The organism is Paenibacillus sp. G34 (assembly GCF_056856875.1).
The window spans coordinates 2,495,534-2,520,655 of the sequence record NZ_CM166469.1 but is presented as its reverse complement, the minus strand read 5'-3'; the positions used below and the strand labels follow the sequence as shown (position 1 = coordinate 2,520,655).

The window sequence follows — 25,122 nt, the reverse complement described above, 5'->3', positions numbered from 1 at the left end:
GACTATTCCCCCTTCTCGTCCCGCAAGAAATAAATCGTATCCAAACGGAACTGCTCTGCGGCTTCACGAACATCCTGCTTGCTGATCTGCTCAATCTGACCAAGCAACTCTTCAGCTGTTCTCTCCTTACCAGACAACTGACGGTTAAAATCATAGGCAATCATCTCAAAGGCAGAATCCTGCATTTCTTTCAGCAGATTACGAATCATCGCTTTAGTCTGAGACATTTCTAAATCCGTAATATTGCCATTCTTCATCTCATCAAGCTGCTGCTTGATAATGGTCACCGCTTTTTCATAATTTGGAATTTCAATCCCGGATTGAATGGTCGCAATACCTTTATGTCCGTCATATCTGGAAGAAGCATAATAGGCAAGACTTTCTTTTTCACGAACATTGACAAACAGTTTCGAATGCGGATATCCGCCAAGAATACCGTTATACATCAGCGCTGCTGCGTATTTATCGTCTGCATACGTTATGGAAGTGCGAAGACCCATATTCAGCTTGCCCTGGCCAATGTTTAGCCGCTCGATAACTGTATTTGCCTCCTCATTCCCACGAACTGCTGCCTGAGCTAGATAGTCAGAGGAAACCGTGCGCTCCAGGTTAAAATGACGCTGAACCATTCGCTCCACTTCTTCTAGTGTCGTATCACCAACCACATACAAGTCCATGCTTGCTTCCCTTAGCCAGTTTTCATAAGCAGCTGTTAATTCTGGAGGTTCGATGGCTGGCAGTACTTTTCGTTCACCCAGGGGATGAAGACGGTACGGCTCATCATTGCACATTTCTTCGATACACCGTTCAGCCGCATAACGCATTTTATCGTTAACGATGGACTCCAGCTTTTTACGAACCGTCTCGCGTTCTGCCTGTACATACGACGTTTTGAAGTGTCCATTTTCCCTTGCAGGCTTGGTCAACACTTCGCCAAGAAAGGCAAACGAACGGTCCAGAAGTTGCTGCTCCCCGCCCCCGACAAACGAATCATTTATAGTGTCCATACGGAATTGAACAATCTGATAATCACCGCGTTTATAGACGTCAAAACCAAATCCTGCTCCGTACAAATGCTCCAACTGTTCTCGAAATTGCGTTGTTTCCGGATATGATTCCGTTCCTCGTCTTAGAACAAACGGCGTTAACGCCACATGCGTAACCGTGTCCTCTCGTAGAGGAATCCCAGCATAAAGGGAAATCGCAAACGTTTTGAAACGTTTGGTTGGAAGCACATGGATACGTAGCTGTTTACGGCTACCCCGTTCGAATTCTTCGGTATTCAATGTCAAAACCCCTTTACGGCGTCATTTAGATAACAAGTCATCATCAAGCTTAAACGTAACAACCATTTTAAACCATCCAAAAGCCAAGAAGCAACCGAAGTCATGACCTCCGGTTGCTTCTCCGCCGATTACATGCAGAATATATGCTGCCCGATCGTTTTCACCTGTGGACGAGTCCATATCCATTTCGATGTGGCTGTTTTCGGGTTAAAATAATACAGACATCCACCGGAAGGATCCCAGCCGTTCAAAGCCTGCTCAACCGCCTTTTTCGCCTGAGCGTTAGGCTCCAGATAGATTTGTCCATCTGCTACGGCTGTAAATGCTCCCGGCTGAAAGATAACGCCCGAAGGAGTTGATGGGAAACTTGCGGAGTTTACGCGATTCAAAATAACAGCAGCTACGGCTACCTGACCTTCAAACGGTTCTCCGCGTGCTTCTCCATATACGGCATTCGCCATAATTTTGAGTTCATTCTCGGTGAGTCCCAGCGCATTGGCAGAACCCATATTATCCTTCTCATTATTTGCAGTATCTCCACTTCCACCTGTATCTCCGCCAGATGCTCCTCCTTTATGCAACGGTGGTTCTGTAGGTGACCATTTGGTGGTGGCATTGTACAGCTTTAGTTTCGTTTTTGCTCCAACCACGCCGTCGGCCTTCATACCGAATTCGGACTGAAACCATTTAACGGATTTCAGCGTGCTGCTGCCGAAATTGCTATCGATTTTCCCGTTGTAGAAACCAAGATACTTCAAGCGTCCCTGAAGCTCATATACATCCTGACCGTAACTGCCAACCTTCACAGTATTGTTGCTGAAGGTCGGCATAGCTTTTTCCTCTGCCGGGATGTTGTTCTGGACGTCACGTTGAGGTGCTGTATGCTCAGGAAGCAAATAACGGATTCCCAGCGCGGATATCAGCAAAATAGCGGTGAAAAGCCATAGGTTCATTTTTCGCATCGACTATGCTCTACCTTTCTTTTGTGGAATTTAACAGAATCGCTACCGTTATTATGACAAGTGGACTTGTTTCCTATGCACCAAACCATCCGATCTCTGGGGCAAATGGCAGAACCTCAAACGTTGTTATACAAAAAAAACTCCAACCATAATGGTTGAAGGTTTTCAGAGCTCGTCTACGAGCTTATTTTACTCTGTTGATACTGTTCCAGCGAAACAAGGACTTCACGCGGCTTGCTGCCTTCGTACGGCCCAATCACTCCTCTGGCTTCCATTGAATCAATCAAACGTGCTGCACGAGTGTACCCTACCCGCATTCGCCGTTGCAAGAGTGACACTGAAGCTTGCTTGGCCTCCAGAATAATCTGCACAGCCTGTTCATAAAGCTCATCTTGCACTTCTTCCGTTGCCTGATTTGAATCATCAACTTCGGGAACAAGGGATTCATCATACTGTGCTTCGCCTTGACCCCGAACGTAATTCACGATACTTTCAACCTCTTCATCACTCATAAACGCACCTTGAACCCGAATCGGCTTGGATGCACCCATCGGCATGAATAACATGTCGCCACGACCTAACAGTTTCTCCGCTCCGCCCATATCCAGAATGGTACGTGAATCGACTTGAGAAGATACTCCAAACGCAATCCGTGAAGGAATATTGGCTTTGATGACCCCCGTAATAACATCGACGGAAGGGCGCTGTGTAGCAATAATAAGATGTATGCCGGCTGCACGAGCCATCTGTGCAAGACGCGCAATGGCATCCTCTACATCTCCAGCAGCTACCATCATCAAGTCAGCGAGCTCGTCCACAATGACCACAATGTAAGGCAACACCGCCGCCGGGTTATCCTTCATCAAGTTGTTATATCCCTCAACGTTACGTGTGCCTGATTTGGAGAACAATTCATATCTTTTCTCCATCTCGACTACGATCTTTTTGAGTGCAAGCGACGCCCTCTTCGGATCGGTCACAACCGGTGCCATCAGATGCGGAATTCCGTTATATACATTCAGTTCGACCATTTTGGGGTCAACCATTAGAAACTTGACCTCATCCGGCTTCGCTTTATACAGAATACTGGTGATTATGCCATTGATACATACGGATTTTCCTGATCCGGTAGCACCAGCCACCAGCAAATGGGGCATACGAGCCAGGTTGCCAATGATCGTCTGACCGGATATGTCCCGGCCAAACGCAATGGTTACTTTGGATTCAGCCTCCTGGAACGTTGCAGTCTCCATCACTTCACGCATCGTGACAACGGATACCTCGCCATTGGGAACCTCAATACCAATCGCCGATTTCCCCGGAATAGGTGCTTCCATCCGAATATCCTTGGCTGCCAAGGCAAGGGCGATGTCGTCCGTCAGACTGACAATCCGGCTCACTTTGACCCCGATATCTGGTTGAATTTCATACCTTGTCACCGCAGGGCCTCGGACAACCTCCAGAACTTTCGCACGTACGCCGAAGCTCTCCAGCGTCGCCTCCAGCTTGCGAGCCGTTTGCATATAATCCTTCTGATCCCCGCCTTTTCCGCTATTGTTAGGCTTGGAGAGGAGACGGAATGAAGGTAGCTTGTACGGCTTCGGAGGTGGAGGTGGTGGCGCAGCTGGCTGCACAACATCTCCTCCTCCCTGGGCAGATTGATCGGTTCCGGAGTCTGCCGATTCACCCGACATGGGTTCTCCATTGACTATCTCATGTTCAGGATCGGTGTGAAGCGTATCCACTGTACCACCTGTATCAGACCAATCAGCTTCAACCAGTTCATCTGTAAATTTGATACCAGATTTCTCCGCCTGATTAGCAGTGCTGCCGTTATCGTCCAGATCATCAGGGAACGGATAGGCATCATCCAGATCGTCGTCTTTATCCGGCCCCTCTGCTCTGACATGCTCAAAAAAGTCACGAATGATTGGTGCCGAGTCAAGCTTAGTCTGTGCTATGGGTGCCGCAGCAACGGCCGCTGCTCCAGTTCCATTGGCCTTTGTCATAGATTCAGGCTCACCATACCTTGAGTCGGATATCGATTCTTGTCCAGCGCGATAAACAACCTGTTCGGAATCAAGCTCATCCATATCTTCTGATTGTTTCGACGACTGACGGTGTGCTCCCCATTTCCCAAACAACTGGAAGAATATTGGAGCCTTACGTCTAGGAAGCTGTCCTTCATCGGAATCGTTCAGTTCATGCTCATCATCTTCCTCTTCATCATTAACCGGTACAGGTACTAATTTACGCGCATTGCCTTTCGTACCATTTGCAGAAGCAGAACGTTTCGCTGGTCTGGACTCGAGCTTTTTATACATGGAGCTACCAGCATCCCAGATCTTTGTTCTAAATATGCGTATCAAATCAACATAGGACAGACTTGTAATAAGCATGAAGCTAATCACAAACATAACAATCATGATGAGCCTTGCACCAAGACTACCGAACAGCCACAAGAATAGAGCGAACTGTCCTGCACCCAGATACCCACCGCTAATATCCTTACCTAGCATAGAATCACGTTCCCCTGGTGCAGCGGGCGTCAATAATTCAGTTTGCATATCATTATGTACCTGAGTCAGAACTGCACCTGGTTCAAGTGCACCCACCGGAATCAGCTTCTGATGCATGGCGGATATTGTACTCATCAACGTTAACGCAAAAACCAGTAGAACCAACCCTGTCTTGCGAGTGGTCCAGCCGCTTGGCCACTTTCGGTGAATCATCACCATCAGACCGTAATAAATACCCACCAGTGGAATCGCAAAATAAAACTTACCAAGCATGAGTCCAAACATCTTGGAAAGCGAACGTCCCACGGTGGCTTCACCCGATAGTGCTATGACTGCCAGCGTTATAAGCACGATGCCGTAGATTTCATATTTTAAGACGCCGCTAAATCCAGCGCCCTTTTTTTTCCTCTTTTTTCTTCTGGCCAAAATCAGGTCACCCCCAGAAGAATATTATACCATACAAATATAATCCGTACATATGTTCTTTTTCTGCGCCATTTGTCTGAATTCGTCGTGTTATGTTGGACTCGTGTTAACTGAAAGCGGTACGGTTGAACCCGGCTGGTTTGCCGGATCCAGATAAGCTTCAAGTGGACATTCAAGTAAACGCACGATAACCGCTTCCGTTTCATTGACCGGTCTGACTTGCATTAATAAACCGTTCATGCGAATCTCTTTTATATCCGCGGCCTCTGTCCACATGCCAGACCATAGCTGCTCTGGTGGCATTACGGTATACATTGTGCTCATTGCGTGTATCCTCCCGCCTGCATCGTTTGTCTCTTATCTCCCATAAGCTTGTTCAATTGTGCAATGGCTTGGCCAATACCACCAACAGCATCCATCAGGCCGTACTTCACCGCGTCTGCACTTCCCACCGCAGTACCGATGTCCCGATTCAATTCCCCTGTCTTGAACATCAACTCTTTGAACATCTCTTCCGAAATGTTGGAGTGGGATGTTACAAAACGTACAACACGCTCCTGCATCTTTTCCATGTATTCAAATGTCTGCGGTACACCAATAACAAGTCCGTTCATTCGAATAGGGTGAATAGTCATTGTTGCACTTCCCGCAATAAGCGAATACGTTGAAGCGACTGCAATAGGTACACCGATACTGTGTCCGCCTCCAATCACTACAGTCACGGTTGGCTTACTTAGAGAGGCAATCATCTCAGCGATCGCAAGTCCAGCTTCCACATCGCCACCTACCGTATTGAGAATAAGCAGAATCCCCTCAATCTTCGGATTTTGTTCTGCTGCTACCAGTTGCGGGATAATATGTTCGTATTTTGTTGTTTTATTTTGCGGGGGTAAAATTAAATGTCCCTCCACCTGACCAATAATAGTCATACAAAAAATGTTGGATTCGCTGGCGGGCGACTGTGTTTGTCCAAACTGCTGAATCGACTCCGTGACTGGCGAGATGTGCTTGTCTTCCTGTACCGGAATATCAGGTGCCTCTGTCTCCGGCTGATTGGACCTTGGTATTTGCTTGTCATTCAACTGCTCGTTCATTAATGATGTCCCCTTCTCCTGAAAGATGTAATGGTTTGATCTTTACCTTAGTATGGGGAATCTGCCAACAAGCTTATACTTTCCTTGAACAATCATTTCCATCATTCAAGCCTTGGAACTCATAATCCTCTTAAAAAACACAAAAAAAGCCCCTTCTCTACGAGGAACCGTCCAATATTACTCGTAGAGAAGGGGCGACTGTGTGCCTTAATTATATGTTTTTCATTAAACTTATTTTAAACTTCCATAATGATTGGCAAAATCATCGGTCTACGACGCGTTTGCTCATACAGGAAACGTCCCAAAGCATCTTTAACATTTGTTTTAAGTGAAGCCCACTCATTCACGTTTTCGCTCATCAGCTTCTGCAATGTGCTGCTAACGATACGGTTAGCCTCATCGAGAAGTCCTTCGGATTCACGTACATACACGAATCCGCGGGAGATGATATCCGGACCAGAGACGATTTTACCATCCTGCTTGCTGAGTGTTACCACAACAACCAGAATACCATCCTGAGACAGCAATTTACGATCACGCAATACGATGTTACCTACGTCACCTACACCCAGACCGTCAATCAACACATTACCGGCAGTAACTTTCCCTGCTTTACGTGCTGCTCCGCCTTGAATCTCCACAACTTCACCGATATCTGTGATGAAGATGTTGTCCGAGTCGATGCCCACGGATTCAGCGAGAACCGCGTGACGACGCTGCATCCGGAATTCACCGTGAATTGGCAAGAAGTATTTCGGTTTCATCAGGTTGAGCATGAGTTTCAATTCTTCCTGGCTACCGTGACCGGATACGTGAACGCCGCTGTTAGCACCGCTGTAATGTACGTTAGCTCCCAGACGGAACAGTTCGTCAATTGTACGGCCTACATACTTTTCGTTTCCTGGTACTGGTGTTGCTGCAATAATAACCGTATCTCCAGGAAGGATGTCCACTTTACGATGCGTAGAACGTGCCATACGTGTCAATGCTGACATTGGCTCGCCCTGGCTACCTGTGCACAAAATAACTACGCGATCCGCCGCCATTTTGCCTACTTCTTCCGGTTCAATGATCATACCGTCCGGAATTTCGAGGTAACCCAGTTCCGAAGCAATACCTACAACGTTTACCATGCTACGTCCGATAACTGCAACTTTACGTCCAGTGACCTCTGCTGCATTGATAACCTGTTGAATACGGTGTACGTTGGAAGCAAATGTTGCGACAACGACACGCTGGCTCGCTTTGCGGAAAATATCTTCCAGTACGATACCTACATTTTTCTCCGATGGTGTGAATCCAGGTTTCTCCGCATTAGTACTGTCAGACAGCAACGCGAGTACGCCGTTCGTTCCGATCTGTGCCATACGTTGAAGATCTGCATATTGACCATTCACTGGCGTATGATCAAATTTGAAGTCACCCGTGTGTACAACTGCACCTTCCGGTGTTTCAACACATACCCCAACGGAATCCGGAATACTATGGTTAGTAGCAAAGAATGAAGCTTTCAGCGTCGAACCCAGTTCGATCTCCGAATCTGCGTTGATGAGAATACGTTTCGTCTCACCCAGCAAATTAGCTTCCTTCAGCTTGTTCTCTACCAGACCAAGTGTAAGCCTAGTTCCGTATACCGGTACATTCAAGTGTTTGAGAACATACGGTAAACCACCAATATGATCCTCGTGTCCGTGAGTTAGAATAATACCGCGTACTTTATCACGGTTTTCAGTCAAGTACGAAATGTCAGGGATGACAATATCAATACCAAGCATGTCTTCTTCCGGGAATTTAAGACCAGCGTCTACGACAACAATGTCGTTCGCGTATTGGATAACATACATATTTTTACCAATCTCGCCTACGCCGCCCAATGCAAAAATCATCAGCTTTTCGTTATTATTATTATTATTTTTCTTAGACAAATGAATCTGAACCTCCTATGGTAGTTGGACGTCGTACCTTATTATTTATTGTAAGTTAAGAAAAGTAGTTCAAACATTACACACCCGTGAATCAGGAGTGAATGTAAAAGAACACCTTTATTCACGATATTTGGAAGAAGTTCTTCGAAGTTATTTCCCATCACCAACTCGTTGGATCTGAATTGCCCCTCTTAGCCGTCCCTTCCTTTTTCACCGCAAAGCCACACCATCGAAACGATGTCGCTTTCAATTTCAAAAAAATACCGCACCCAGTCACTTGACATCATTATACATGATTAAAAACAGAAAAAACAAGTCACTCTCTCGTTAACCTGTAGGTTTCCCCTACCTATCAAAAAAGAAACCTTACACTGCTCATCAAAAAAAGAACCGCTGCCTCAACCTGAGAGGTGCGGTTCTTTCGTGAAACAAAGCATTCATGCTTATAATTAATAAACGATTGCAGATCCAACTGTTATTTACAGTTGAAGCAAATTTTTAATATATTCCTGCTCCTCGGCCGTTGGCGGAATCAGAGGCAAACGCACTGAACCAACGTCCAAACCGCGCAAGGTCAGAGCATATTTAACCGCTACCGGATTTGGCAAAGGCTGCGGGCACTCAAACAGCCCTTTGAAGAGCGGGAAGAGCCTCTGGTGAATTCGTGTGGCTTGAAGTGGATCGCCACCGTAAAAGGCATCGATCATCTTTTTCATCTCCGCGCCCACCACATGACTTGCCACGCTAACGATGCCATGAGCACCAACAGCAATAGCTGATAGACCGGCTGCATCATCTCCAGAATAGACTCTGAAATGTTCCGGTGCACCCGCAGCGATTAAGGTAACCTGCTCCATAGAAGCACATTCCTTCGTTGCCACGATGTTCGGAATTTGTGCAAGGCGTAACGTGGTTGCGGCAGACAGATTAGCGACAGTACGTCCGGGCACATTGTATAGCATCACTGGCAGCTTCGTTGCTGCAGCAATAGCTTCAAAATGTTTGTACATCCCTTCCTGACTCGGTTTATTGTAATAAGGGACTACCAATAATACGCCGTCCGCCCCGACACGTTCTGCTTCCTTCGTCAGATGGATGGAGTGTGCCGTATTGTTGCTGCCTGTTCCGGCAATAATTTTGCACCGTCCAGCCGCATGTTTCACTGCAAATTCGAATAATTGAACTTTCTCCGCATCACTAAGTGTCGGTGACTCCCCTGTTGTTCCAGAGACCACGAGAGTCTCGGACTTTTGTTCAACGATCAGATAATCGATGAGACGTGCCGTTTCCTCCCAATGTATCTCTCCTTGTGCATTGAACGGAGTGACCATTGCTGTAATCAATCTTCCAAAGTCCAACTCGATTTCCTCCCTCAAAACAGGTCTGACTTCGCTAACTCAGTATTTATAAGTGAAGTTCAAATGAGGCATGAAGTGCCCTAAGAGCCTGAACCATATCTTCTTTTTTGACAAGCACCCAGATCGTTGTGTTGGAATCTGCCGATTGCAGAATCTGAATGTCTGCGAGGGTCAAAGACTCTACAATACGGGCCATAATTCCGGGTACACCGTTAATTCCTCCGCCAATGACAGATACTTTGGCACAACCCGACAAGCTTTGAGGCTTCAGACCAATTTCCTGCAATACACGTATAGCCTTCTCGGAATCACTATCAAACACGGTATAGACAACTCCCGAGGGGGTAACATTAATAAAATCAACGCTGATTGAATTTTCAGCCATCGTTTTGAAAACTTTCAATTGCAGACGATCTGTTCCACCGGGAACATCCACTGTAATTTGCGTAACATTGCTCACATAAGCAATACCCGTTACATAACGGTCAATAATGCCTGTCTGTACATCTTGAAATCCTTCGGGATGGGTAACAAGTGTACCTTCTGTATCGGCAAAAGTTGATCTCACCCGTACCGGTATTTGGGATTGCATTGCGATTTCAACCGCACGAGGATGAATGACCTTCGCTCCATGATGAGCCATATTGCAAATCTCCGCATAACTTACGACAGTCAGTGGACGAGCATCTTCTACAATACGGGGATCAGCCGTCAAAATGCCGTTTACATCTGTATAGATGTCCACCATCTCAGCTCGTAATGCTGCACCCAGAGCTGTTGCAGATGTATCACTGCCTCCGCGGCCCAGTGTCGTAAAATCACCTTTTTCTGTCTGTCCCTGGAATCCGGTTACAATGACAACACGACCAAGTTGAAGCTGTTCCAGCACACGAACAGGACGGACATCCAATATTCGGGCATTCCCGAAATTGTCGTCCGTCACAAAACCCGCTTGTGCACCGGTCAGCACTGAAGTTGGAATGCCCTCATGTTCAAGCAAACTGCTGAGTGTTGTTGCGGAGATAATTTCACCACAGCACAGCAGTAAATCTTTTTCGCGAGCAGATAAAGCATTTCCGTTCTGTGCAGCCCAGTCCAAGAGTGTATCCGTAGCATAAGGTTCGCCGCGGCGACCCATCGCTGATACGACAATAACCAGGTTTAATCCTGCTTCAAGCTCACGTTTAACATGCCGGAGCACATGCTCTCTCGCTTGAACGGTAGAGAGCGACGTACCTCCGAATTTTTGAACCATAATACGCATCTTTATTCCTCCATTTGTGTACGCAAGAAGACTGGACACGGGTCAAATCAACAAATGCATAACCCTTGGGAGCGTTCCGATGCGATAATCTCAGCAATGTATACGGCATGTATTTCAAATACATCTCTCCTGCTTGCTTCATGATCACTCTTGGCAAGCAGGAATGCCCTTATGAACAGGAACGTGGTAGAAGTAGCTATGCAATCCAGCTATCGTCCCCCATGATTTTCTTTGTCTCTCGAACCCTTCTTCATTTCTCCAAGCGTATAACCGTTATTGCCTTGGCCATAATTCTTATGCCTGTGAAGCGCGCTCCACAATCATCGGCTGCAGCTGTTTGCCTTCCAGTGCACTCCAGCAAGCTTCCGGAATTAGCTCCATTTTGGCAACTAACGAATTTGGTTTTTTCATTGGATCATCTTGACCAAATGGCACAAAATACAAATATTTGGCCACTAATAATTTTGCAATATTTGCTGCATTCAAACCGAGACCATCATTTGTCGATATCGCCAGCACAAGCGGACGCTGATTACGCATCTGCGCTTTAGCAGCCATCAGCACCGGGCTGTCGGTCATTGCATTAGCCAGCTTGCTTGTTGTATTTCCTGTGCATGGAGCAATGACCAGCACATCAAGCAGTTTGGAAGGCCCCAAAGGCTCCGCCTCAACAATTGTAGAGATGATGTCATTACCCGTTATATCCTTCAATTGTTTTTGCCAATTCTGTGCCGTGCCGAAGCGTGTGTCTGTCGTGAGTACCGAGTTTGAAATAATCGGAATAACATTTGCGCCTTCGGACACAAAGCGGCTAATGACCGGCATAACCTCTTCAAATGTACAATGAGACCCCGTAATTGCGTAACCTACCGTTTTACCCTGCCAGTTCATGATTTAACCTCCCGTGCGTTCTGTTCTTCCAAAAGCAAACGGATTAACGCGTCGGCAATGATGCCGCCAGCCGTCTTTGGAGCAACAATACCGGGGAGGCCTGGTGCAAGCAGCGCCTTGATGCCGCGTTTGTCTGCATATCTGAAATCACAGCCGCCAGGAGCGGATGCAAGGTCGATAATGACTGCTTTTTGAGGCATTCTGGACAGGATTTGTGCTGTGATTATCATAGTCGGTATCGTATTAAAAAGCAAGTCAACATCCCCGGTTTGGGCGGCCAAATCCGTTGTCATGAAAGGCTTCCAGCCCATGATTGTTGCGCGGGCAACATCTTCATTTCTACGGATTCCCACCCGTACGTTGGCCCCAAGTCCCTGCAGAGTTTTAGCCAGCGTAAACCCTGTTCGGCCGATGCCAAGCACGATGCATTCTGATCCGTGAATCGTAAAATCCGTTTCTTTAATGGCGATGGCGATGGCTCCCTCCGCTGTCGGAATCGAGTTATACAGTGCAATGTCATCACGATCAAGCACTTCCACAAGCCGAAGGCCGTTCTCCTGGCAAAGTTCACGTAAAAACGGCTTTGCCATGCCTGTGAACACGGTACAATGCTCCGGTAAGGCAGCCATATGTTCCTTTTTCAAAACAATAGGATCACTACTAAACGAAGAGCTTACTCTCCCTTGATCATCGCAACTAACTACTGGCAGTACCAGCACATCTGCAGAAGCAAACACATCTTCCTCAAGTTCGCGGTGTTCAATTCCCGGAATAACTTGCTCCAGTTGATCGAAGCCTACCACACTTACCGCTGCATCCAGCTCGGCGCACTTTTGAATAACTTCAAGTTGCCTTGCATCTCCGCCCAGAACGACAATCCGGACTCCGGTCAGCATCGGGACGTCACTCCTTTCACCACATGTATGCCTTATCGTATGCAGCAGCCCACAGGGGGGTGAAAACAATAAATGAAATGAACGCCAGTTCAACATAAAAAAGCCGCCCTGTGAAGGACGACTTTGATGTAAGTTTTTCTTGATATTCTTCAACTAGTACTTTTAGACAAGGAAAAGATCTCATCCGTTATGGTTACTTACCTGTATGACCAAATCCACCTTCGCCTCGCACAGTCTCTGAAAGTTCTTCCACTTCGGTCAATTCGATGACAGGCACTGTCTGGAACACGATCTGTGCAATACGTTCTCCGCGCACAATCGTAAACGGTTCCTGCCCCAGATTAATGAGCAGCACTTTCACCTCTCCGCGATAATCCGCATCAATGGTTCCTGGTGTATTCAGACAAGTAATACCATGTTTAAACGCCAGCCCGCTTCGTGGTCGAATTTGAGCTTCCAGCCCAGCTGGCATCGCCATCGCAAGTCCGGTCGGAATCAAGGTACGCTGCCCCGGCTCTAGCACCACCTCTTCTTCCAGTGCCGCCACCACATCAAAGCCAGCAGCCAGTTCGGACATTTTTTGTGGCAGTTTAATATCTTCGTTACCCGGTAACTTCTTTATTTGAACGTAATGCAACCAAATCATCCCTTCTCAGTCCAGCAATCGTCTTGTCTGAAGCACCTACCATTGCGAGTGCAAACGGCTCTGCAAACATCAGATCAAGCACGGCGTCGATGTCTTTCATTGTAACTTGCTCGATTTTAGAAATCATTTCATCGAGCGTATGATGTCTGCCAAGCATCAATTCGTTTTTCCCCAGTCGGTTCATACGGCTGCCCGTGCTCTCCAGACTCAGAATCAGACTACCTTTCAGCTGTTCCTTGCCTTTACGGAGTTCATCTTCGGATAAACCATTGACAGCTAAATCATGCAACACTTCTTTGGTCAGATCAAGCACTTCTTTCGTCTGTTTCGGTGCTGTACCTGCATAAATGGTGAATAAGCCGCTGTCTGCATGAGAGCTGTGATAAGAATAAACGGAGTAAGCGAGCCCGCGCTTTTCACGGATTTCCTGAAACAATCTAGAGCTCATGCCCCCGCCGATCGCATTGTTAAGAACAACCATGGCAAATTGAAGCGGGTCTCCGATTTTGCAGCCCGGAAACGAGATACAGATGTGATTTTGCTCCGTTTTCTTTTTGTGGAAGAGCTGACCGCTTTGAAAGGCTGGCGCGTTCACTTCCTCAGTTACACCTTTGACATCAAACGCACCAAAGTGTTTCTCCATCAGATCAATCACACTATCGTCGATATTGCCCGCAATGCTGATTACCGTGTTCTCAATCGTGTAATGTTCCTTCATGTATGCACGCAAATGACTGGAATCCATCGCTTTAAGACGTTCTTCTGTACCGAGGATTGGATAAGCAAGCGGGTGTTCTCCATATGCAGCCAAAGCCATCAAATCATGGACCATATCGTCAGGCGTATCCTCGTACATTGAGATTTCTTCCAAAATCACATTTTTCTCCTTGACGAGTTCACCGTCGTCCATTTTGGAGCGGAAGAACATATCGGACAACACATCAACCGCAATTGGCAGATGCTCATCCAGTACTTTTGCATAATAGCAGGTATATTCTTTGGAGGTAAATGCATTCACGTTACCGCCGATCGCATCAAATTGCTCCGCGATTGCTTTAGCATCAAAACGATCCGTACCCTTAAAAAGCATATGTTCAATAAAATGGGATACCCCGTTATTTTCTGTTCGCTCATTCCGCGAACCTGTTTTGACCCATATTCCAAATGACACGGAACGACAGGTCGGGATTTGTTCCATCACGACTCTGAGGCCATTGCCCAGCTGAATTTTTTTCACGGTTGGCCCTCCTACATCTCTATAATTGCCCTGATCTCAATTATGAAAAAATTGAAATCGACATTTGGTTCCAACTTTTTGATATTAACAAAAAAACGGCGTTCACTCAACCGCATGGCCTTGCACCCGTTCAGAAGACAACGTTTCACTTACAGTTCCTAACGACAGTCCTTTGGCGTGAATGGAATCAATCATACCTTTTAATGCCCCTGCAGAGGAAGCTGTAGGATGCATGAGAATTAACGATCCGGCCTCGGTTTTATTCGCAATTTTGGCAATGACGGAGTCTGGACTTGGTTTGCGCCAATCTACTGTATCTACCGTCCACAGAACAGTTTGCAGCCCCATGGATGCCGCAATATCCACCGTTTTTTGATTAAAATCACCCGAAGGCGGTGCGAACCAACGATTTTCAACACCAAGCGTTTTCTTCAGCAGTTCCTGGGTTTTGCTTATCTCCAGTCTTGCCCTCTCTGCACTTAAACGACTCATATTCGGGTGTGAATACGCATGATTGGACAGCTCGTGTCCACGCTTTTGAATTTCCTTGGCCATTTCGGCGTTCTTACTCAGCCAACTTCCATCCAGAAAAAAAGTAGCTTTCACCTGCTCGGTGTCAAGCGTGTCCAGCATTGGAACGAGAAACTCATTCCCCCAAGCCACATTGATCATAAAAGAAACCATCGGTTTACTTGCATTGCCTCGATAAATCGGATGTGCACCCAGGTCTCTTAACTGAATTTCCGGTTCGGTCTGGCGATAAACATAAGGAATCTTGGTATTGAGTGTACCGCTTAAGGCCTTGCGATAGGTAGCTTCCACGTCAATTTCAAGACCATTATAACCGGGGATCGCTTTCCATACCCGATCGAGTCTCGCATTCACCGGTACAATTCGAGTTTCAGCAGCCTTATCTTTAATCGCAGACAACAACGATTCTTCTCCGGTCGCTTCCTTAAACATATCAAATGCATTCTGCGTGCCTGGGCCATCACGGATCTCCGTAATGTATGTACGTACACTGTCGACTTGTCCGATTAGCATGACCGCTGCCACACCCGCGAGAACAACCGCCAGTTTTTTGGATTGGTTTCTCACAGCTCCATCCTCCTGCCGTCTTTGTCCCCATCATATGAGGACAAGGGCCGGAATATGAATAAAAACTGCAATCTTATGAATAGTCGTATTTTTTGTTTAAACGTTAAAAAAAGAGCCAGAAATTCGCATTCTGTCTCTTCATTCAATCGTGCATATGTTATTCAAACATCAGCTACCTAGGATTGCGCTGGAGCTTCTGCTGTCAGGACGGCTTTACGGGACAAATTGATTCGACCTTGCGGGTCAATCTCCGTTACTTTTACTGTAATGGAATCACCAATCGCCACAACATCTTCTACTTTCGCTACACGCTCAGTAGACAATTGAGAGATGTGAACCAGACCTTCTTTATTTGGCAACACTTCAACGAATGCACCGAATTTCTCAACGCGTTTTACTTTGCCGACATAGATCTCGCCAACCAAGACTTCGCGTACAATACCTTCGATAATCGCTTTGGCTTTATCATTCATCTCCTGATTGGAAGAAGCGATAAAGACACGTCCATCCTGCTCAATATCAATTTTAACACCGGTTTCTTCGATGATTTTATTGATGATTTTACCACCAGCACCGATAACATCACGGATTTTATCCGGATTGATATGCATAGTCGTAATTTTAGGCGCATATTGGGACAATTGCTCACGAGGTGTTTTCATCACTTCGGTCATTTTACCCAAAATGTGCATACGTCCTTCTTTGGCTTGAGCAAGCGCTTCGGACAAGATTTGACGATCGATTCCATCAATTTTAATATCCATTTGAATCGCTGTTACGCCTTCAGGTGTTCCTGCTACCTTGAAGTCCATGTCGCCCAGATGATCTTCCATACCTTGAATATCACTCAGGATGGATACATGGTCTCCATCTTTGATCAGACCCATCGCCACACCAGCTACTGGAGCTTTGATTGGTACACCTGCGTCCATCATGGCAAGTGTACTTGCACAGATACTTGCTTGAGACGTAGAACCGTTGGATTCCAATACTTCAGATACCAAACGAATCGTGTACGGGAAGTCTGTTTCAGAAGGAATAACCTTAGACAATGCACGCTCACCAAGGGCACCATGTCCAATTTCACGACGTCCTGGCGCACGAAGCGGACGAGCTTCACCTACGCTGAACGGTGGAAAGTTATAATGATGCATGAAACGTTTCGTTTCTTCCAAACTGATGCCATCCAGAATTTGAACGTCACCCAGTGCACCTAGTGTACAGATACTCAGTGCTTGCGTTTGTCCACGTGTGAACAGACCTGAACCATGTGTACGCGGAAGCAGGGAAGTATCACATTCAATTGCACGGATCTCAGCAAGGCCGCGTCCATCCGGACGTACTTTATCGTGAGTGATTAGACGGCGCACTTCTTCCTTGACGATATCGTGCAGCACTTCTTTCACATCTTTCAGCAGTTCCGGTGATTCGATGTATTTCTCTTCAAAATGAGCAACCGTTTCGTCATTCACGACATCAATCGCATCTTGACGGGCATGTTTCTCAGCAATTTTAACTGCTTCCACCAAACGTGCACTTGCAAACTCACGCACGCTACTGTTCACTTCTGCATTAACGGCATGCAGTTTCACTTCCATTTTTTCTTTACCGGCAACTTGTACAAGCTGTTCAATGACTGTCACAATGTTTTTGATCTCGTCATGTCCGAACATAATTGCTTCAAGCATTACTTCTTCCGGCAATTCATTCGCTTCGGCTTCAACCATCATGATCGCATCTCTAGTTCCTGCAACCACGAGTTCAAGTTCGCTGATTTCAAGCTGGGCAATCGTTGGGTTAATGATGAACTCTCCATCAATACGACCAACCTTCACGCCACCAATCGGCCCGCTGAAAGGTACATCGGAAATGCTCAGTGCTGCTGAAGTCCCAATCATTGCTGCGATTTGTGGTTCGCAATCCTGATCCACACTCATAACAATGTTCAGAACTTGTACATCATTACGGAAACCTTCCGGGAACAATGGACGAATCGGGCGGTCTGTCAGACGACTTGCCAGAATCGCTTTCTCGGATGGTCTGCCTTCACGCTTGATAAATCCACCCGGAATTTTACCTACAGCGTACAATCTTTCTTCATAGTTCACCGTCAGTGGGAAAAAGTCCAGATCTTTCGGCTCACTTGATGCTGTCACGGTACACAATACTACAGTATCTCCGTATGTTACCTTAACGGCAGCATTTGCTTGCTTGGCCAAACGTCCGGTTTCAAGCGTAAGCTTTCTTCCTCCAAGCTGCATTTCAACACGTTGTTCCATGAAATCCCTCCTTTAGTTCGTTCCTATCACAATGGATTCTGCATATTCACAGTATTTCCTGCTTGTCCGGCATTCATTAGCTTTGGTCGGACAGACTGCAGGCTGGCTTGCAAAACAAAAGCTCCTTGCGGAGCCCTCAGCTACAAATATATGGCAACATGTTCATCTACAAAACAACCCGGCTGTAAGCTCCGCTTGTCCTTTTAAACAAAAGAAAGGCGGATAACAGCCAGGTTGATTTTGAAAACATGTACGATAATTAACGACGCAATCCGAGCTTTTCGATCAGTGCGCTGTAACGTTTAACATCTTTGTTTTTTACGTAAGCCAAAAGCTTACGACGTTGACCTACCATTTTCAAAAGTCCACGACGTGAGTGGTGGTCTTTCTTATGCGTACGCAAGTGGTCTGTCAAACTTCTGATGTTTTCCGTAAGGATAGCAACTTGCACCTCAGGTGATCCAGTATCGGACTCATGAGTTTTGTGCTCGTCGATCAGTTGTTGTTTACGTTCTTGAGTCAATGCCATCCTATTCACCTCCTTCATTATAATCGCCATTAGCCTCGTCACCGCCGGTGAGAGCGTGTAACCAAGCTAAGGTTATTGTTGTCTCTTTCGACAACGTAGTACATTATACCATACTTGCCCGGACAAAGTAAATGTAAACATCCATTTTAATCAAAGTTTTTAGGACAGCAAGCGAGCTGCAGTGAGTGCATCTTCACGGATCTGAGCAATCAAAGCTTCAATGGAATCGAATTTTCGTTCGTTACGAATGTAGTGCACCAATTCCACTTTCAGTTCCTGATCATAGATTTGGCCGTCAAAATCAAGCAGATGTACTTCGTATGTCGGTCTCATTCCATTCTCGTGAAAGGTAGGTTTGACACCAAGGTTCATCACACCTGCCAGTTCTTGATCGCCAACATTCACTCGTACAGCATATACACCTTTGGCTGGTGTAACATAGTGATCGGTAAGTTCGAGATTGGCGGTAGGAAAACCAATGGTCCGTCCCCGTTTCTCTCCATGAATAACAGTTCCTCTGACACTATAAGGACGCCCGAGCCACTGGCTTGCCTCATCCATCTCACCACGCTTCAAAAGAGCACGAATCAACGAACTGCTTACTTTCTCCCCTCCAAGCAAGAACGGGGGAACAGTCTCTACGGTCATTTCTCCATGGCCCAGCGCACGAAGCATCTGCTCATCGCCGGCTCCTTTGTGACCAAAGCGAAAATCAAACCCAACAACAGCTGTACGCGTCTCAATAGGAAGTAACAGTTCATGAACGAATTGCTCTGGGGAGAGCTGTGAAAAGGATTCATTGAACTCCACAACATAGAGTATGTCTACGCCCATGTTAGCCAGAATTTCTTCTTTGTCTCTGAGAGGCGTCAGATAACCCTCGTAATCCCCTTTGCGCATAACTTCCTTCGGATGTGGATGGAAGGTCATGACAGCCGCCTTCATGCCTGATTCCTTTGCAATGCGAACAGCAGACAGAATGACACTTGCATGTCCGAGATGCAGCCCGTCAAATTGACCAATTGCCAGCACTTGGGGATGTGTACTCAGTTCCGCCGATTGTAATGTTTGCGGATAAGTTAGCATTACGGTTTTCACAATCATTCACCTGCATTTCACTTGATGGGCCAAGCTTGAACCTCGTCATCACTCCAAGCCCGGTACCTCTTTATTCTGGTAAGAAGACTTTAACAGCCCTCACGGTTGGTTTCAATTCATCCCGCTCAAAAATCCCCAGAAATGTTCCATCCTGAGCATACAAACGCAGTAGCCCTGGCTTCTCCACAGGCGGATCCAATAACCGTGCAGACAGCTTTTGGCCCTGTAGAGCACCCTTCGTCTGTTCTTCTCCAACTTTATGCGCTGGGATGGAGGAAATCGCTTCATCTACAGGAATCAAAGCTTCAGCAAGCGTACCTTCATTCATGCGCTGTTCCACTTCTTCGATACGAAGACAGTGATCAGCTGATATTCCGGCGGAGATCGTCCGTTCTAGTTTAACCATAGTAGAGGGATAACCAAGCTCGCGGCCAATATCTACGCACAGGGTGCGAATATAAGTTCCTTTTGAACATAAAGCGCGGAACGATATATCGGTTGCTTCATCAGTGGTCTCTATTCCGGTAAGCTCCAGCTCATAGATTGTAACTTCTCGGCTCTTGCGCTCAACCGTCTTACCCTCACGAGCAAGTTCATATAGACGTTTTCCATCTACTTTTACCGCGGAATACATCGGTGGAACCTGGGAAATGGTACCCATAAACTGCTTAAGTACCTCCTGCACTTGCTCCTGAGTTACTTCTACAGGAGATTCTGAACGTTCAATAACTTCACCGGTTAGATCCTCGGTGTCTGTAGCAAGCCCCAGCCGGAGTGTCGCCAGATATTCCTTCGGAAGTTCCTGCATATACTCTACCACCCGTGTCGCTCGTCCAAGACATAACGGGAGAACCCCGGTTACCTGTGGATCGAGTGTACCCGTGTGACCGATACGCTTCATTTTCAAAATCCGACGCATTTTGGCTACAACATCATGGGAAGTAAATCCCGCTGGTTTATATACCGGGAGAATACCTTCAAACGGTTTTACCATTGTGTATTCACCTGCTTCAACACTTTTTCCACGCTTTCTTCAACCTTGCCTTCCAGTCGGCATCCAGCTGCGAGAACATGTCCGCCGCCACCAAAAGTTTGTGCCAGTGCTGCAACATCTATTTTACCGGCTGAGCGCAAGGAAGCTTTAACAGCATTATCGTTGATTACTTTGAAAAAGATACCTACTTCTACCCCACGAATGTTACGGGTATAGTTCACGATTCCTTCCAGATCTTCGTTCGCTGCCCCACACTCCTGCATATCTTCCGGTGTAATAACAACCCAGGCAACTCTACCGTCTTCTGACATTTGCAAGGATGAGAGTGCCTTGTTCAAGATGCGGATCTGCGGAAGAGTGACCTCTTCGAGCAGCGTTTGTGCCAAATACGGCCCATCCACACCATGCTCCAATAAACGAGAAGCAACAGCCATCACATTGGGACTTGTATTCGCATAACGGAATCCACCCGTATCCGTCAGCATACCTGTATATACTGCCGTAGCTATATCCTTATCCCATGTAATATCGAAGAGTTCCAGCAATTCAAACAGAATTTCGGCCGTAGCTGCTGCATCGGATTTAATGATGTTCACTGTACCATATCCGTTATTCGTAGGATGATGATCGATATTTAAAATAACTGCGTCTTCCTCGAAATATTGACGTGTGAGCCCCACTCTGGCAAAGTCCGCACAATCAACACAAATGATCGCTTTATACTTACGCTTCGGTGGTTGTTCGGTCATGTTCACAATGGCATCCGCATGATACAAAAAACGCATGCGTGACGGGATTTCGCCCTCATTAATCATTGTGAATGTCTTTCCCAGACATGACAGCAGCCAGCCCATCGTTACCGTCGAGCTGACTGCGTCACCGTCCGGCTGTACATGCGACACGACCAGGTAATCGTCATGCTCCAGCAGGAATTGTTTTCCTGCTTGGAGCGCCTGTTCATAAGTGTGCATTGCCGTCTCCTCTATTCTGTTACTGGGATTCGTTTTTGTCGTTGTCGGAACCAATATCGCCAAGCAGCTTTTCAATCCGGCTGCCGTATGCAATCGATTCGTCAATCTTGAATATCAATTCGGGAACATGACGGAAACGGATACGTTTGCCGAGTTCCGTGCGCAAAAAGCCATTTGCTTTGGCAAGTGCCTTAAGCGAGTTATCTTTCTGCTCCTGTTCACCGAAGACACTCAGATAAACTTTGGCTTGCGACAAGTCGCCAGTCACTTCAACTCCCGTTACGGTAATAAAACCGATCCGTGGATCTTTCAGCTCTGACTGGATAAGCAGACTCAGTTCTTTCTTGATCTGCTCTCCCACTCTACCTGTACGAATCTTAGCCATTGTTGTTCACCTCATACTTCCTTGCTTATCGTTGTACGGTCTCCATAATGAAGGCTTCAATAACATCGCCTTCCTTGAGATCGTTGTATTTATCCAATGTGATACCGCACTCATAACCTTGAGCCACTTCTTTGGCATCATCTTTAAAGCGTTTCAGGGAATCCAGCTTACCTTCGTAAAGCACAATACCATCACGAATTAGGCGAGCTTCCGCAGAACGCATCATTTTGCCCGAAGTAACCATACAACCTGCAATGGTACCCACTTTACTGATGGAGAAAGTGTTACGTACTTCAGCATGGCCAATCACTTTTTCTTTGTAGATCGGATCAAGCATACCTTTCATTGCTTGTTCAATCTCTTCGATAACACTGTAGATGACGCGATGCAGACGAATGTCTACTTGCTCTTGATCCGCAGTGATTTTCGCCTGATTTTCAGGACGAACGTTAAACCCGATTACGATGGCATTGGAAGCTGCAGCCAAAATGATGTCGGATTCCGTGATCGCGCCAGCACCGCTATGAATGATCTTCACGCGTACACCTTCGATTTCGATTTTCGCAAGGGAACCTTTCAATGCTTCAACCGAACCTTGCACGTCACCTTTGATAATCACGTTCAAATCTTTGATCTCGCCATCTTTGATGTGTTGGAACAGATCATCCAGAGTTACACGTGTGTTCGTACCCAAATCGGATTCACGTTGCGTAATCGCACGTTTTTCAGCGATGGAACGAGCTTTGCGCTCATCTTCGAACACCATGAACGGATCTCCCGCACCTGGCACTTCAGTAAGACCTGTGATTTCTACCGGAGTAGACGGTCCAGCTTCTTTCAAACGACGGCCCTTATCATTGACCATCGCACGTACACGACCGAAGCAGTTACCTGCCACGAACGCATCCCCGACTTTTAATGTACCATGCTGTACAAGGATACGAGCAACCGGGCCACGACCTTTATCCAGCTCGGCTTCAATCACCGTACCGCGGGCACGTTTATTCGGATTCGCTTTGTATTCATTTACTTCTGCAACGAGCAAAATCATTTCAAGCAAACCTTCCAGACCCATTCTTTGTTTCGCAGATACGTTGACAAAGATGGTGTCTCCGCCCCACTCTTCCGGAACGAGTTCATAGTTGGTCAGTTCCTGCTTCACTTTGTCAGGATCAGCACCCGGTTTGTCGATTTTATTGACTGCAACGATAATCGGCAGACCAGCGGCTTTGGCATGGTTAATCGCCTCAACCGTTTGTGGCATAACGCCATCGTCCGCAGCAACAACAATAATCGTCATATCCGTAACTTGTGCTCCACGCGCACGCATTGCTGTAAACGCTTCGTGACCCGGAGTATCCAGGAACGTAATTTTCTTGTGGTTAATTTCAACTTGATATGCACCGATATGCTGCGTGATTCCGCCCGCTTCGCCGCCAGTTACATTCGTAGAACGAATAGCATCCAGCAATGTTGTTTTACCATGGTCAACGTGACCCATGATTGTTACAACCGGAGGACGGGATTGAAGATCTGCAGCATCATCATTCTCTTCCACGGTTTCAAAACGGTCATCTTCAAGCACAATCTTCACTTCAACTTCAACACCGAATTCACCTGCGAGCAGAAGAATAGTATCAATATCAAGTTCTTGGTTAATGGTTGCCATGACACCCATACCAATAAGCTTTTTGATAACTTCAGAAGCATCCTTGTGAAGAAGTTTCGCTGTTTCACCAACCGTCATGTCACCACGAACGATGATTTTCTTCGGTGTGTTATCGATTTTTTCACGTTGCACATACTGTTGCTGATTTCTGTTACGGTTGTTCTTGCCACCGCGGTTATTACGGAAGTTACCACCACGATTGTCGTCGAAACGACGTCCACCGCCGCCATTATTGGAACGGTTACCGCTATTATTACCGGTACTTCCTTGACCACCTCTTCGTTGGCCACCTTGTCCTTGTCCCTGCCCTTGGCCACCACTACGGTTAGCGCTATTGCTGGAGTTGCCACCACTGTTCGGTCCTGTTGTTCTGTTAGGTCCGCTTGAGTTTGATCCTGTCGTTCTGTTAGGACCACCACTATTGTTCGGACGTTGACCCGACCCTTGCGGGCGTGAAGCCGTGTTTCCTTGACCGCTTGAAGCTGGTCTTGGACGATTTCCGGTTTGTCCTCCTTGGCTTGAGCCTTGGGAAGAAGAATTTGTTCTGTTACGGCTATCTTGGCCGCTTGATCTTTGAGTGCCATTGTTATTGTTGGAATTTGGTCTATTGTTCATACCTACCTGCTTTTCCTGTTGTATTTTTGTTTGTACGGGACTTCCGGTTGTGTTGCTGTTATTCGGCGTGTTCACTCCGCCGCCCGGCTTGTTGCTGTCCACTGGTTTGTCACTGCGTACAGCCGAAGTTGCAACAGATTTTGCTTCGTTGCCTTGTTTCGACGCGGCAGTGGATTTAATATCCTTAAAAAATTGTTCCACCTTACCGACTGAACCATTCTCCATAACACTCATATGATTGTTAACAGGAATATCCAGTTTCTTAAGAATGGTAATAATTTCTTTACTACTCATGTTAAGGGACTTCGCATATTCATAAACTCGCAATTTTTCCTTGTTTTCCTGTTTACTCAATATACTCCACCTCCGACATTATACCGACTTGCTTGGAGATCATTTTTGCAAACCCAAGGTCTGTTACTGCAAGAACCACCCGCGTGTCTTTACCGATGCTTGACCCTATACGGTCACGATCTAATCCGATAAGAAGCGGAACCTTGTAAGTAGCACATTTGTCGCGAAATTTCTTTTGTGTATTCCCCGAGGCGTCGCCTGCTACAATAACCATCTTGGCTTCACCTGAACGGATCGCTTTGTGTACAATCTCATCACCTGTAAGAAGTTTACCAGCGCGCATGGAGAGCCCGAGGTAAGATAACACTTTCGTATCACTCATGCTCTTCACGCTCCTGTGCAGCTATGAATTCATCCTCAACTGCGACGAAATCCGCAGCGAGTTGTTCATAGATTTCTGGTGAAACTTTACCCTTAAGTGCTCGATCCAGCGCCCGATTTTTTAGTGCAAGCTTGAAACAAGACTCTTTGCCACACAGATATGCGCCGCGTCCAGACTTTTTACCAGTCAAATCGATCAGCACTTCGTCCTCTGGCGTTTTAACGATGCGAATCAGTTGCTTTTTGGGCATCATTTCCTGGCATGCCACACATTTACGCAGCGGCACTTTTTTAGGTTTCATACG

22 protein-coding genes are annotated in these 25,122 nt (G+C 46.6%); all 22 read right to left on the bottom strand.

What is annotated here, in order from left to right:
- Positions 1-2: 2 nt before the first annotated feature.
- Positions 3-1,286: an EF-P 5-aminopentanol modification-associated protein YfmF gene (yfmF, locus tag AC1VYS_RS11485; RefSeq protein ID WP_482914337.1), complete on the bottom strand. Its 1,284-nt coding sequence runs from the start codon at positions 1,284-1,286 to the stop codon at positions 3-5.
- Positions 1,287-1,414: 128 nt separating this feature from the next.
- Positions 1,415-2,248, bottom strand: a complete 834-nt coding sequence (sleB, locus tag AC1VYS_RS11480; protein ID WP_482914336.1) for a spore cortex-lytic enzyme — start codon at positions 2,246-2,248, stop codon at positions 1,415-1,417.
- Between the two features lie 176 nt (positions 2,249-2,424).
- Positions 2,425-5,193: an FtsK/SpoIIIE family DNA translocase gene (locus tag AC1VYS_RS11475; RefSeq protein ID WP_482914335.1), complete on the bottom strand. Its 2,769-nt coding sequence runs from the start codon at positions 5,191-5,193 to the stop codon at positions 2,425-2,427.
- A 90-nt stretch (positions 5,194-5,283) separates the two neighbouring features.
- A complete protein-coding gene (locus AC1VYS_RS11470; protein WP_482914334.1) occupies positions 5,284-5,517 on the bottom strand; it encodes a YlzJ-like family protein in 234 nt (77 codons plus the stop codon).
- Entirely contained in the window at positions 5,514-6,287 is a 774-nt protein-coding gene (locus AC1VYS_RS11465) for a ClpP family protease (RefSeq protein ID WP_482914333.1), read from the bottom strand. The genes AC1VYS_RS11470 and AC1VYS_RS11465 overlap by 4 nt, the downstream gene beginning before the upstream one ends.
- A 236-nt stretch (positions 6,288-6,523) precedes the next feature.
- Positions 6,524-8,173, bottom strand: a complete 1,650-nt coding sequence (locus AC1VYS_RS11460) for a ribonuclease J (protein ID WP_482914968.1) — start codon at positions 8,171-8,173, stop codon at positions 6,524-6,526.
- A 518-nt stretch (positions 8,174-8,691) separates the two neighbouring features.
- Positions 8,692-9,570 carry a 4-hydroxy-tetrahydrodipicolinate synthase gene (gene dapA, locus AC1VYS_RS11455; protein WP_482914332.1) on the bottom strand — a complete coding sequence of 293 codons (879 nt, stop codon included), beginning with the start codon at positions 9,568-9,570 and terminating at the stop codon, positions 8,692-8,694.
- 46 nt (positions 9,571-9,616) lie between these two features.
- Positions 9,617-10,834: an aspartate kinase gene (gene dapG / locus AC1VYS_RS11450; RefSeq protein WP_445644910.1), complete on the bottom strand. Its 1,218-nt coding sequence runs from the start codon at positions 10,832-10,834 to the stop codon at positions 9,617-9,619.
- Between the two features lie 294 nt (positions 10,835-11,128).
- The gene (locus AC1VYS_RS11445; protein ID WP_482914331.1) at positions 11,129-11,725 is read right to left on the bottom strand and encodes a dipicolinate synthase subunit B; all 597 of its coding nucleotides are present in this window, start codon (positions 11,723-11,725) and stop codon (positions 11,129-11,131) included.
- Positions 11,722-12,621: a dipicolinate synthase subunit DpsA gene (dpsA, locus tag AC1VYS_RS11440; RefSeq protein WP_482914330.1), complete on the bottom strand. Its 900-nt coding sequence runs from the start codon at positions 12,619-12,621 to the stop codon at positions 11,722-11,724. The genes AC1VYS_RS11445 and dpsA overlap by 4 nt, the downstream gene beginning before the upstream one ends.
- A gap of 193 nt (positions 12,622-12,814) precedes the next feature.
- On the bottom strand, positions 12,815-13,267 hold the full coding sequence (dut, locus tag AC1VYS_RS11435) for a dUTP diphosphatase (protein WP_482914329.1): 453 nt from the start codon (positions 13,265-13,267) through the stop codon (positions 12,815-12,817).
- Positions 13,224-14,504 (bottom strand): M16 family metallopeptidase, encoded by a 1,281-nt coding sequence (locus AC1VYS_RS11430; protein WP_482914328.1) that lies wholly within the window; start codon positions 14,502-14,504, stop codon positions 13,224-13,226. Before AC1VYS_RS11430 ends, dut begins: the two co-directional genes overlap by 44 nt.
- Before the next feature lie 102 nt (positions 14,505-14,606).
- Positions 14,607-15,602: a polysaccharide deacetylase family protein gene (locus AC1VYS_RS11425; RefSeq protein ID WP_482914327.1), complete on the bottom strand. Its 996-nt coding sequence runs from the start codon at positions 15,600-15,602 to the stop codon at positions 14,607-14,609.
- A 176-nt stretch (positions 15,603-15,778) separates the two neighbouring features.
- Positions 15,779-17,881 carry a polyribonucleotide nucleotidyltransferase gene (gene pnp, locus AC1VYS_RS11420; protein ID WP_482914326.1) on the bottom strand — a complete coding sequence of 701 codons (2,103 nt, stop codon included), beginning with the start codon at positions 17,879-17,881 and terminating at the stop codon, positions 15,779-15,781.
- Between the two features lie 259 nt (positions 17,882-18,140).
- Positions 18,141-18,410 carry a 30S ribosomal protein S15 gene (gene rpsO, locus AC1VYS_RS11415; RefSeq protein WP_056700672.1) on the bottom strand — a complete coding sequence of 90 codons (270 nt, stop codon included), beginning with the start codon at positions 18,408-18,410 and terminating at the stop codon, positions 18,141-18,143.
- Between the two features lie 159 nt (positions 18,411-18,569).
- Positions 18,570-19,508, bottom strand: a complete 939-nt coding sequence (locus tag AC1VYS_RS11410) for a bifunctional riboflavin kinase/FAD synthetase (protein ID WP_482914325.1) — start codon at positions 19,506-19,508, stop codon at positions 18,570-18,572.
- Between the two features lie 70 nt (positions 19,509-19,578).
- The gene (truB, locus tag AC1VYS_RS11405; protein WP_482914324.1) at positions 19,579-20,502 is read right to left on the bottom strand and encodes a tRNA pseudouridine(55) synthase TruB; all 924 of its coding nucleotides are present in this window, start codon (positions 20,500-20,502) and stop codon (positions 19,579-19,581) included.
- A complete protein-coding gene (locus tag AC1VYS_RS11400; RefSeq protein ID WP_482914323.1) occupies positions 20,496-21,473 on the bottom strand; it encodes a DHH family phosphoesterase in 978 nt (325 codons plus the stop codon). Before AC1VYS_RS11400 ends, truB begins: the two co-directional genes overlap by 7 nt.
- 19 nt (positions 21,474-21,492) lie before the next feature.
- A complete protein-coding gene (gene rbfA, locus AC1VYS_RS11395; RefSeq protein WP_090923831.1) occupies positions 21,493-21,858 on the bottom strand; it encodes a 30S ribosome-binding factor RbfA in 366 nt (121 codons plus the stop codon).
- Between the two features lie 25 nt (positions 21,859-21,883).
- Positions 21,884-24,496, bottom strand: coding sequence for a translation initiation factor IF-2 (gene infB, locus AC1VYS_RS11390; protein ID WP_482914322.1), 2,613 nt, complete (start codon positions 24,494-24,496; stop codon positions 21,884-21,886).
- Positions 24,489-24,818: a L7Ae/L30e/S12e/Gadd45 family ribosomal protein gene (locus tag AC1VYS_RS11385; RefSeq protein WP_208606818.1), complete on the bottom strand. Its 330-nt coding sequence runs from the start codon at positions 24,816-24,818 to the stop codon at positions 24,489-24,491. Before AC1VYS_RS11385 ends, infB begins: the two co-directional genes overlap by 8 nt.
- Entirely contained in the window at positions 24,811-25,119 is a 309-nt protein-coding gene (gene rnpM / locus AC1VYS_RS11380) for an RNase P modulator RnpM (RefSeq protein ID WP_482914321.1), read from the bottom strand. The genes AC1VYS_RS11385 and rnpM overlap by 8 nt, the downstream gene beginning before the upstream one ends.
- Positions 25,120-25,122: the final 3 nt, after the last annotated feature.